This is a genomic window from Streptomyces sp. URMC 126 (assembly GCF_051386555.1).
GTDB lineage: Bacteria > Actinomycetota > Actinomycetes > Streptomycetales > Streptomycetaceae > Streptomyces.
Genome location: NZ_JBPQTX010001000.1, coordinates 1 through 261 on the forward strand (window position 1 = coordinate 1; position 261 = coordinate 261).

The following is a 261-nucleotide window of genomic DNA, read 5'->3' on the forward strand; positions in this document are numbered from 1 at the left end:
GCCATGTGAAGAAGCGTAAGAATCCTAGAGATTTACGTCAACACCACATCAGCTTTCAGTGGCACGAACCGATCAAAGCTCGAACACCACGATGTAAAGACGACCCAGAAATCCAGAGAACAACGCCGGCAGAACACCTTTTCTCAATGAATCAATCCAAAGAAATGAAGCCTAAACCACTGCGCCGTGAAGACGCCCAAAAGACATGAAGATACGCAGCCCATCAAGCGAGGCATGAACGAAAGAAGAAAGATCTCTCTC

General features: G+C 47.1%; 1 protein-coding gene. It reads left to right on the forward strand.

Features of this window, described 5'->3' with window-relative positions:
• Positions 1–209 (forward strand): hypothetical protein (locus ACSNOK_RS34840; RefSeq protein ID WP_436784711.1); only part of this gene is annotated, 209 nt, incomplete at its 5' end.
• Positions 210–261 lie beyond the last annotated feature (52 nt).